This window comes from Streptomyces hirsutus (genome assembly GCF_001418415.1).
In the GTDB taxonomy this organism is placed as follows: domain Bacteria; phylum Actinomycetota; class Actinomycetes; order Streptomycetales; family Streptomycetaceae; genus Streptomyces; species Streptomyces hirsutus.
This window is the reverse complement of the sequence record NZ_LIQT01000006.1, coordinates 1-9494: the sequence shown is the minus strand read 5'-3', so window position 1 is coordinate 9494 and position 9494 is coordinate 1. Positions and strand designations below refer to the sequence as shown.

8 protein-coding genes and 3 pseudogenes are annotated in these 9494 nt (G+C 73.4%); 3 read left to right on the top strand and 8 right to left on the bottom strand.

The genetic code is table 11. The features are described 5' to 3' along the window. A pseudogene (locus tag AOK11_RS00635) lies at positions 1-1503 on the top strand (nuclease/transposase family protein); the annotation flags it as partial. Between the two features lie 41 nt (positions 1504-1544). Here AOK11_RS00635 and AOK11_RS38835 read toward each other — a convergent pair. Then, positions 1545-1774: pseudogene (locus AOK11_RS38835) on the bottom strand (lytic polysaccharide monooxygenase); the annotation flags it as partial. A gap of 175 nt (positions 1775-1949) precedes the next feature. Next, positions 1950-2402, bottom strand: a complete 453-nt coding sequence (locus AOK11_RS00630; protein WP_055591628.1) for a flavodoxin family protein — start codon at positions 2400-2402, stop codon at positions 1950-1952. 132 nt (positions 2403-2534) lie between these two features. Here AOK11_RS00630 and AOK11_RS00625 point away from each other — a divergent pair, with 132 nt between their 5' ends. Beyond that, positions 2535-3188 carry a class I SAM-dependent methyltransferase gene (locus AOK11_RS00625; RefSeq protein ID WP_055591627.1) on the top strand — a complete coding sequence of 218 codons (654 nt, stop codon included), beginning with the start codon at positions 2535-2537 and terminating at the stop codon, positions 3186-3188. Between the two features lie 28 nt (positions 3189-3216). Here AOK11_RS00625 and AOK11_RS00620 read toward each other — a convergent pair whose 3' ends face one another. The 4 genes and pseudogenes from AOK11_RS00620 to AOK11_RS00605 form a co-directional block, all read right to left on the bottom strand. Then, positions 3217-3561 carry an ArsR/SmtB family transcription factor gene (locus AOK11_RS00620; protein ID WP_055591626.1) on the bottom strand — a complete coding sequence of 115 codons (345 nt, stop codon included), beginning with the start codon at positions 3559-3561 and terminating at the stop codon, positions 3217-3219. A gap of 444 nt (positions 3562-4005) precedes the next feature. After that, complete coding sequence (locus AOK11_RS00615; RefSeq protein ID WP_055591625.1) at positions 4006-5736, bottom strand: SulP family inorganic anion transporter; 1731 nt, start codon at positions 5734-5736, stop codon at positions 4006-4008. Between the two features lie 218 nt (positions 5737-5954). Continuing rightward, the gene (locus AOK11_RS00610; protein ID WP_055591624.1) at positions 5955-6560 is read right to left on the bottom strand and encodes an Rv1733c family protein; all 606 of its coding nucleotides are present in this window, start codon (positions 6558-6560) and stop codon (positions 5955-5957) included. 138 nt (positions 6561-6698) lie between these two features. Beyond that, a pseudogene (locus AOK11_RS00605) lies at positions 6699-6971 on the bottom strand (alcohol dehydrogenase); the annotation flags it as partial. Positions 6972-7569: 598 nt separating this feature from the next. On the opposite strand from AOK11_RS00605, the gene AOK11_RS00600 reads away from it, so the two are divergent. After that, positions 7570-8961: a trypsin-like serine protease gene (locus AOK11_RS00600; protein ID WP_055591622.1), complete on the top strand. Its 1392-nt coding sequence runs from the start codon at positions 7570-7572 to the stop codon at positions 8959-8961. Between the two features lie 28 nt (positions 8962-8989). Here AOK11_RS00600 and AOK11_RS00595 read toward each other — a convergent pair whose 3' ends face one another. Both AOK11_RS00595 and AOK11_RS43755 read right to left on the bottom strand, forming a co-directional pair. After that, positions 8990-9313 (bottom strand): hypothetical protein, encoded by a 324-nt coding sequence (locus AOK11_RS00595; protein ID WP_055591621.1) that lies wholly within the window; start codon positions 9311-9313, stop codon positions 8990-8992. Beyond that, the coding region (locus tag AOK11_RS43755) for a hypothetical protein (RefSeq protein ID WP_206188746.1) at positions 9310-9494 on the bottom strand (185 nt) is incomplete at its 5' end. The genes AOK11_RS00595 and AOK11_RS43755, both read right to left, overlap by 4 nt.

Sequence of the window (9494 nt, the reverse complement as noted above, 5' to 3'; positions counted from 1 at the left end):
CCGATGAGGAGGTGCTGCGGCGGGTGGGCGTGCATCTGGGCACGCTGGCCTGTCGTGACCTGAAGACGCGCTGCCACGACGGCCTCGAGCACGACGCGAAGGCATGGGCCGCACGCAAGCGGGACCTAACCCCCGCATCCTCGGCCCGCTGGGCGGGTGCGATCACCAAGGCGACGCATGACCAGTGGGCACTGGCCCGCCGCTGCGCGCTCGCCCACCTCCAGAACCTTCAGGCGGGTGTCCAAACCCTGCGCCACCGGCTGTCACTGCCGCTCGGGCAGAAGGGCGGCAAGCGGGCGCCGGGCGGGTACCGCAGCAGGCGGGAATGGCACGCCAAGGCCCGCCGCCTGCACGTGCTGGAGGACCGGCTGGCGCGGGAACGCGCCGACTGGACAGCCGGGGTCGTACATGTAGTGCGCGGCGGCAGGCGTCTGGCCCGGATACGGCACCAGCTGCCCGCCGCACAACTCACCGAACTCCAGTGGCGTGCACGCTGGGAGGCGGCCCGCTGGTTCCTGCAAGCGGACGGGGAGAGCGGGAAACGCTACGGGAACGAGACCATCCGCATCAGCCCCGGCGGTGAGGTCAGCATCCGGCTCCCCGCCCCGCTGTCCGGACTGGCGAACGCTCCGCACGGCCGGTACGTCCTCGCAGCGAAGGTCGGGTTCGCGCACCGGGGGCCGGAATGGGCCGACCGCGTGGCAGCGAACCGGGCCATCGCCTACCGCATCCACCACGACCCGGCCCGCGACCGCTGGTACGTGACCGCCTCCTGGCAGAAACCCGTCACGCGCACGATTCCCCTGGCGGCGGCCCTCGCCGACGGGGTGATCGGGGTGGACACCAACGCCGACCACCTCGCCGCCTGGCGCCTCGACGTGCACGGCAACCCGACCGGCACCCCGCGCCGCTTCTCCTACGACCTGACCGGCACCGCCGGCCACCGCGACGCCCAGCTCCGCCACGCCCTGACCCGGCTCCTGCACTGGGCCCGCACCTGTGGTGTGCAGGCGATCGCGGTGGAGGACCTGGACTTCACCGCGGAGAAGACCCGCGAGAAACACGGCCGCAACAGGCGGTTCCGGCAGCTGATTGCCGGCCTGCCCACCGGCCGGCTCCGCGCCCGCCTCGTCTCGATGGCCGACGCCACCGGCATCACCGTCATCGCCGTGGACCCGGCCTACACCTCGAAGTGGGGCGCCCAGCACTGGCAGAAACCCCTGACCAATCACCACCCGCAAGACCACCCGACACGATGCCGCGAGCATCGCGATCGGACGACGCGCCCAGGGCCATCCCATCCGGCGTCGGACGACACCGCCCCGTGCACACCGGAGTGATGTGCACGGGCATCGGACCGTCCAGGCCGGACCGGACACCCCCGGGCGCGAGGAAACCTGCCGCCGCCTTCCCGGACCACGGACACGATCCGTGCCACCGGACGCGGAGCGAACGCGGGCGACCAGGACATCCAGAACCGTTCGGGATGTCCGCAGTGAGTAGGAATGGGTCCAGGACTCACCCCTGCTTACTGACTAGGAACGGTTGTCCTGCCACGCCTGCCAGCACATGGGATCCTCGTCCGCCATGGCCGGGTTCTGGAAGTCGCTCCCCCAGCGCAGCCGGCAGCCGTAGTTGCGGGACGCCGGGTCGACCACCGAGCCGTGCGCGGCTGCGGTGCCACTCCAGGGAACCAGACACAGCAGTGTGGCGACGAGGACGCCCAGGACGAGCGTGGGACACGAACACGCAAGTCATGGCCATGCCAATTCATGATCTCCCTCTTCCGGGTGGGGGTGTACGGATGCCGGTGTGCGGCGTACGGAGGCGCGAGTGCACATGAGGGCGCGCCGGAGCGCATACGAAGACTCCACGGGAGCGCTCCCACAACCCTGCCGTCGCTCCCGGCCGCTCCGTGCCCGGTATGACGGGCCGGCGCGGCCCGGACATCAGTCCATCAGGCCGGCAGCGAGGGTGGCGCCCAGTTCCCAGCACCGCTCGACGGCGGCCTTGTCGGGTTCGCCCGTGACGGTCACGGCGTCGGCGGCGCGCCGCCAGCCGAGGCCCTTCGTGACGGACTCGATACCCCGCACTGCCCCGGTGACGTCACTGCCGCCGTGCACGTAGTAGCCGAAGGGCCGGCCCCGGGTGGTGTCCAGGCACGGGTAGTAGACCTGGTCGAAGAAGTGCTTGAGCGCCCCCGACATGTAGCCGAGGTTCGCCGGGGTGCCGAGGAGATAGCCGTCGGCTTCCAGGACGTCGCCCGCGGTGGCGGACAGGGCCGCCCGCCGCACCACGCGGACATCCTCGATCTCCGGGGCCGTGGCACCGGAGAGGACCGCTTCGAACATCGTCTGGCAGTTGGGCGAGGGCGTGTGATGAATGATCAGCAGAGTCGGCACCCTCCGACCCTGCCGTGCAGGCCGGCACCCCCGCAAGCCGGTCCGGCGCGCCGGGAGGAGCGGCGGACGGTTGTGAGGGCCCTGCGGGAATGGCACGATGCGCGACATCGGTACACGGAGACGGGGTACGTCTTGGTCGACGAGAATCGCAGGTCACCGGCGGCAGCGGTGTTCGACGCGCTGGGCAGCGACTACGAGGAGGCGTTCGCCGCCTCCGGGGCGCACCGGGCCTCCCTGGAATGGCTGCTGGAACGGCTCCCGCCCGCCGCCCGGGTACTGGACGTGGGCAGTGGGACGGGCCGGCCCACGGCCGCGACGCTGGCCGCGGCGGGGCACCGGGTGCTGGGGGTCGACGTGTCACCGGTGATGGTGGAGATCGCGTCCCGGCAGGTGCCCGATGCCGAGTTCCGCTGCGGCGACATCCGCGAAACGCCGGTCGAGGACGGCTCGTTCGACGCCGTCTGTCTGTACTTCGCGCTGCTCCAGATGTCCCGTGCGGAGCAGTCCGACCTGCTGCGCCGACTGACCCGGGTGCTGCGGCCGGGGGGCCTGTTCGTCCTGGCGACCGTGCCCCTGGACGTGGAGGGCTTCGACGGTGTCTTCATGGGGCAGAAGGTGCGGGTCACCAGCTTCGCCGCCCAGGACGTGATCGGCCTGGTGCGGGACGCGGGGCTGACGGTGCTGTCCGAGAAAAGCGTGATGTTCACCCCGACCCGTCCCGACGCCACGCCGGAACCCCAGCTCTTCCTGCACTGCCGGCGCGAGGACACGGCCCCGGCGGACTGACACGGGACGGTTGCGCGGAACGCGGCCCTCACCGGGACAGCGGGCTCGTCTCGTCCCTGAGGTCGGCGAGCAGTTCGGCCTGGCCGGCGAGGACACCGGACAGGATGGTGCGCGCCACGCGGAGCAGTTCCGCCACGTGGGGGCTGGTCAGCGAGTAGTGGACGGTCGAGCCCTCCTTGCGGCTGACCACGAGGTTCGCCCGCCGCAACACCGCCAGTTGCTGGGAGAGATGTGCCGGTTCGATGCCCACCTGGGGCAGCATCTCCGCGACCGAGTGCTCGCGCTCACTGAGGAGTTCCAGGACCCGGATACGGGCGGGATGCCCCAGGGTCTTGAAGAACTCGGCCTTCAGCTGGTGCAGCGGCGTGGTCATCGTGCCGTCCCCTTCCCGGCGCCGGTCCGGCCCGGGCCCCGGTCCCTCGCCTCACCTGTACGTCGCCGGCACCCGGCCTCGACACTTTCCGACATTAGCAACTCCGCACATCGCTGTTGCCCGGCGGTCCTGCCCTCGGGGATCACGGGAGGGCCCGGACGCTCTTTCCACGGCCGTCACAGCTGCCACGGACCGCCGCCGTGCCACCGGTCCGACGACGGTGGCCCGGCGCCCGACGAGCGACGCGGGGCCGGTCGCGGGGTGGCGTTCGCCGCTCCTCCGCTCGGCCGGGCCTGCTCGGCGGTCTCGCGGGCGGGGGAGTCGGACGGCTCGACGGGGAGGGTGAGCACGTGACGGCAAGGCAGCACGCCGACGTCACCGTCGCTCCCCGCACGGATGGGCTCCGCCTGTGCCGCGGAGGGGGCGGAGCGGGCTGCGCGCGGGTCACGGCGCCTCCCCGACGGGCAGCGGTGCCGGTCCCGGGGCCCGGGCCGCGGGCAGGACGCCGGCGAGTCGCAGGTGCTCGCGGGCCGCACCGATCGCCTCGGGGGTCGTGGCGTACTCCCGGCCCTCGTGCCGCAGCAGGTCGAGGGCCCCGACGGAGTCGAGGACCTGACGATGGCCGGGACGGATACCGGAGACCATGACGGCGATGCCGCGCCGCCTCAGCTTCGCCACCGCGTCCTTGAGCACGAGAGCGCCGGTGGCGTCGACGACGCTCATGTGCGACAGGCGCAGGACGACGACGCGTACATCGGCGAGTTCGGTCAGTTCCAGCAGGAAGCGGTGGGCGGCGGCGAAGAACAGCGGACCGTCGATGCGGTAGGCGACGATGTGCTCGGCGAGCAGCCGGTGCTCCTCCTCGGTGTGGTCGCCCCGGTCGAGCGCCAGCGGTGCGAGCCGCGCCTGCCGGGCGACGGCGCGCAGCGCGAGGAGACCCGCGACGGCCAGGCCGATGATCACGGCGAGGACCAGGTCGAGGACAAGGGTGGCGACGGCCGTCAGGACGAGGATCAGCGCGTCGGAGCGGGTGGCGCGGGCCATGGCGCGCAGCGAGCCGACCTCGACCATCCGGACCGCGGTGGCCAGCAGGACGCCCGCCAGAGCGGCGAGCGGGATCTTCGACACCAGCGGGGCCGCCGTGAGGACGATCCCGGCGAGGACCGCGGCGTGGGCGAGCGAGGCCAGCCGTGAAGTGGCTCCGGCGCGGACGTTGACCGCGGTGCGGGCGATCGCGCCGGTCGCGGGGACACCACCGAACAGCGGCGCGGCCAGGTTCGCCACGCCCTGTCCGAACAGTTCGCGATCCGCGTCGTGCCGCTGCCCGACGGTCATGCCGTCGGCGACGGAGGCGGACAGCAGCGACTCCAGTGCGGCCAGGGCCGCCACGGCCAGGGCGGGCGCGACCAGGTCGGGGAGGGCGCCGACGTCGACGAAGGCGAGCGAGGGGGCGGGCAGACCGGAGGGCAGTTCGCCGATGGACCGCACCCCGTCCGGTCCGCCGATCTGCACCACGAGCGTGGCCGCGATCACGGCGAGGACGGAGAAGGGCACGGTGGGTCTCCAGCGCGCCCCGAGCAGCATCACGGCGGCCACCGAGAGCGCCAGTGCGACGGCGGTCCAGTCGGGGGTGCGGGCGAACTCCTCGAACGCCCGCCGGGCCACCACCAGGACCCGGTCCCCCTCGGGGGCGGGCACGCCGAGGGCGTTCGGGATCTGCTGCAGTCCGATCACGCACGCGATGCCGAGTGTGAAGCCCTCCACCACGGGCGCGGGCACGTACCGCATGCCGCCGCCGGCCCGCAGCAGCGCCAGCGCCACCAGGATCGCGCCTGCCATCAGCCCGACGGTGAGCACGCCCGACGGGCCGTGGTCGGCGACGATGGGCACCAGGACCACCGTCATCGCGCCGGTCGGTCCGGAGACCTGGAGGTTGGAGCCGCCGAACACGGCCGCCAGCGCGCCGGCGACCACAGCGGTGGCCAGCCCGGCCTGCGCGCCGAGTCCGGAGGAGACTCCGAAGCCGAGCGCGAGGGGCAGGGCGACGACGGCGACGGTCAGACCGGCGAGCAGGTCCCGGCGCGGGTTGCGGCGCATCCGGCCGAGGTCGTCCCGGCCGGGCAGCAGCGACGTGATGCGGGACCGGGCTCCGGTGAGCCACAACGGTACTGACACGACCCCTCGACTTCCCGGCGGCCACGACAGCCGTCGCGCAGTGGCGGCGCGAGCCTCGGTGGCCCGCGACGACGGACATGCGTTCAAGCATGTACGCAATTGCTAAATTTTGCAATTGCGCAGGTCGTTAGAGTAATGCGCGGTGGGAAAAGCAGTACCCGGCCGGCTCGCACGGTCCGGCCGGTCGTCAGCGCGCCGGTGACCGGCCCGTCAGCCGGTCACCCCCTCATCCGCCTTCGCCACAACGGTTCGACCTGCCGCCACTCGGCCTCCCACTCCTCCGAGCGCCGTTGCCCCATCCGGGAGCGGACGAGCCATCCGCCGATCACGGCCATTCCCCCGGTGGCGGCGGCGACCGTGAGGCCGGCCATGACCGCCTGGAACCGTGCGTCCGCTCCGCCGGGCGGCTCGGGGACGAGACGTCCCGCGTCATCCGTCCACACGGTGACCACGTCGCCCGCCTTGTCCCCGGGGCCGGCTTCGGCCCGGCCCGTGCGGCTGGTGCCGTCGGGGGCCGTCCACCGCACCTTCACCCACGCGCGGCCGTCCCCGCTGCCGTCCTCGGTCACCGGCGAGGGCAGCGCGTCGGCCGTGTCCTCGGCCAGCACGGCGGGGACGATGTGGGACTCCGCGCGGCGCTCCGCGAGGGACCGGTCCACCGCCCCCGCCGCCGCCAGGCCGGTGACCGCCCCGGCGAACAGGGTGAGGACAAGGGCGGCGAGCAGCAGCCAGGCTTCGATCACATCACTGCGGCGGCGCAGCGGGCTGCTCCGCCAGCGCCACAGCCACACCCTGCGGGGCCGCACACCACGGGCCCTTCCCATGGGTTGTCACCTCCTCGCACGCCCCCTCTTCAGGGTCCGTCACCGGGCCGCCCGACGCATGGGGCCGAACGGTCCCGTCCGGGGTCCGAAAGCTTCGGAGCCACGGCCGCCGTCGGGCCGCACCGGGAGGCCGGGCCGTCAGGCCGCGTACGCCGGGACGGCCTCACGCCGCTCTCCACCCGGGACGACCTCGAGCGCACCGGTCTCGGCGGCGTCGCCGAAGACGTCGTACACCTCCTGCATGCGGTCGAGCGGGAAGGTGTGGGTGATCAGCTGCCCGCCGGAGAGCTGGCCGGCCACCGCCGTCCGCAGCAGGGTCGGGGTGGAGCGGGTGTCGACCAACCCGGTGGTGAGGGTGGTGTTCTCGCTCCACAGGTCCTCGATGTGCAGTGTGGCGGGGCCGTGGAAGCCGTAGCCCTTCATGCCGGTCCTCACCCCTTCTCGGTTCCGGCGGGCTTCGGCGTCGGGCGAACCCGCGCCCGCCTGCGGCGGCCGGGACCCCGGGAGGTGGCCCGCGGTCCGGCCCTGCTCTTCCAGTCTGAGCGCACCGGAGGGGATCCGCGCGGGCCGTCCGACAGCCGCGGCGGCCGCGGCGGCTCGGTGACCCGGTTCCCGGCCGCGCCGGTCGCACGGACCGCCCCGGCAGGTCGGCGGTCCCCGGCCCTCGGAGGAGCACCCGGTCGAGCGCGCTGCCGGACCCGGGCCGTCACCCCCTCGCGACCCGCTGTGCACCGTGGCCGGTGGTCCGGGCACAGCGCGGACGGCGACGGCGCCCCGCAGAAGCGTGGCCTCGGTCGGCGGGCGCCGGGCGCGGCCACACGCAGGCAGCACGCGCTCGGAACGTACGCAGAGCAGGTCCTCACCCCAGGCGTCGTACGCAGTACTGCACTTGGCGCCCGTTCGCGTCACCAAAGCGCGAAAGCGGGTCGCCGCTGACATCGCAACGGGCGCCACGGGAAAAACCTGAGGCTCTGCGGCAGCTTCACCCCACGACGAAGGAGATCACCGCATGGTCCACAGACATGGCCGGTCCGCACGACGGGTGGCCCTGGCCGCGCTCGGCGCGCTCGTCCTCGCAGCCCTCCCCTCCACCGTGTCGGCGGAGCCGAACCCGACGGCGGAGCCGAACCCGACGGCGGAGACCGCGTCCGGCGCGGCCCGGACCCTCGGCGCCGACCGCCCGTCGGCGGCGATGCTCGAAGCACTCCGGCGCGACCTGGGCCTGACCTCGGCGCAGGCGTCCGCGCGGCCGGCCAACGAGGCGGAGGCGGGCACCCGCGCGGGTGTCCTGCGCAACGCCCTGGGCCACCGGTTCGCCGGCGCCTGGGTGCGTGGGGCGGCCTCCGAGGAACTCAACGTCGCGACCACCGACTCCAAGGACGTGGCGGCCATCGAGGCCCAGGGCGCCAAGGCCGTCGTCGTCACCCGCTCGCTGGCCGACCTCCGGGCCGCCAAGGAGAAACTGGACGCGGCGGCCGCCGCCCGCGACACCGCCGATACCCCGCTGTGGTACGTGGACGTGCCGGCGAACCGGCTCGTGGTGCAGGCGCGGGCGGTGTCGGCCGGTGCCGCCTTCGTCAAGGCCGCCGGGGTCGACGACCAGGATGTGACCATCCTCGTCTCCACGGTCCGGCCGCGGCTGCTGCAGGACATCACCGGCGGCGACGCCTACTACATCAACGACACCGCCCGCTGCTCGGTCGGCTTCTCCGTGACCGAGGACGCGCAGCAGGGCTTCGTCACCGCCGGTCACTGCGGCGACCGGGGTGACACGACCACCGGTTTCGACCAGACCGCCCAGGGCACTTTCCGGGAATCCGTCTTCCCCGGCAGGGACATGGCGTGGGTGGGCACCAACGACATGTGGACGGCCACGCCGGGCGTCCGGGCGCAGGACGGCCAGGAGGTGCAGGTCACCGGCTCGGTGGAGGCGCTCGTCGGGGCGTCGGTGTGCCGGTCCGGCTCGACCACCGGATGGCACTGCGGGACCATCCAGCAGCACGACACCAGCGTCAGCTACGCCGAGGGAACGGTCGACGGAGTGACCCGGACGACGGTCTGCGCCGAGCCCGGCGACTCCGGCGGACCCTACGTCTCGGGCGCCCAGGCGCAGGGGGTCGCCTCCGGCGGCTCCGGTGACTGCACGCGCGGCGGGACCACGTTCTACCAGCCGGTGAACCCGATCCTCGCCGACTTCGGTCTGACCCTGACCACCGAGCTCGCGCAGACCGCGGCACCGGACCCGCAGGACGACGCCGAGGACGCCTGGGCCCCCGGCCGCGTCTACCCGGCCGGGGCCACGGCCACCCGCGACGGGGTCCGCTACCAGTGCCTGCAGACGCACCAGGCCCAGAGCGCGTGGGCGCCCGCCGGCACGCCGGCCCTGTGGCAGCGCCTCTGACATCTTGCTCCGTGGAGCCCGATGGGCCTCACCAGAACCGGGTGGTGAGCGCGGGCCGGCGCACCGCCTGGGCGGCGTCGCGCAGGTTCAGGGCGACGCTGATGGTGGCGCGCAGCGCCGACGGCCGTACCGTCTGGGCCGTTTCGGTGGCCAGGACGAGCAGGCAGGCGGCGGCCTGTTCCACCACGGCGACGGGGAAGGTGTAGTCGCTGTCGGCCGCCGCGCGGAACGCCTTCAACGGGATCCCCGCCCCGTCGACGGTCCGCTTGGCGGCCTGTTCCAGGTGCTGTGCGGCCTGGTCGCACACGGAGGCGGGCAGAGTGAGGGTGCTGGAGAACGATGCACTGGTCATGAACGGAGTCGTCCCCCGGCACCGGCCCGTTCGATCGGGGGGCGGGACGTTTTCACCGTCCCGCGTGACGGGTCGGTGGCGAATGTCGGGGCGTGGAGGGGGCGCACCGGGGACGGCCCACGAGAGGTCGCGTCCTCGGCGACGGCGGGCGGGAACGCGTCGGCGAGCAGCACGGTGTGCA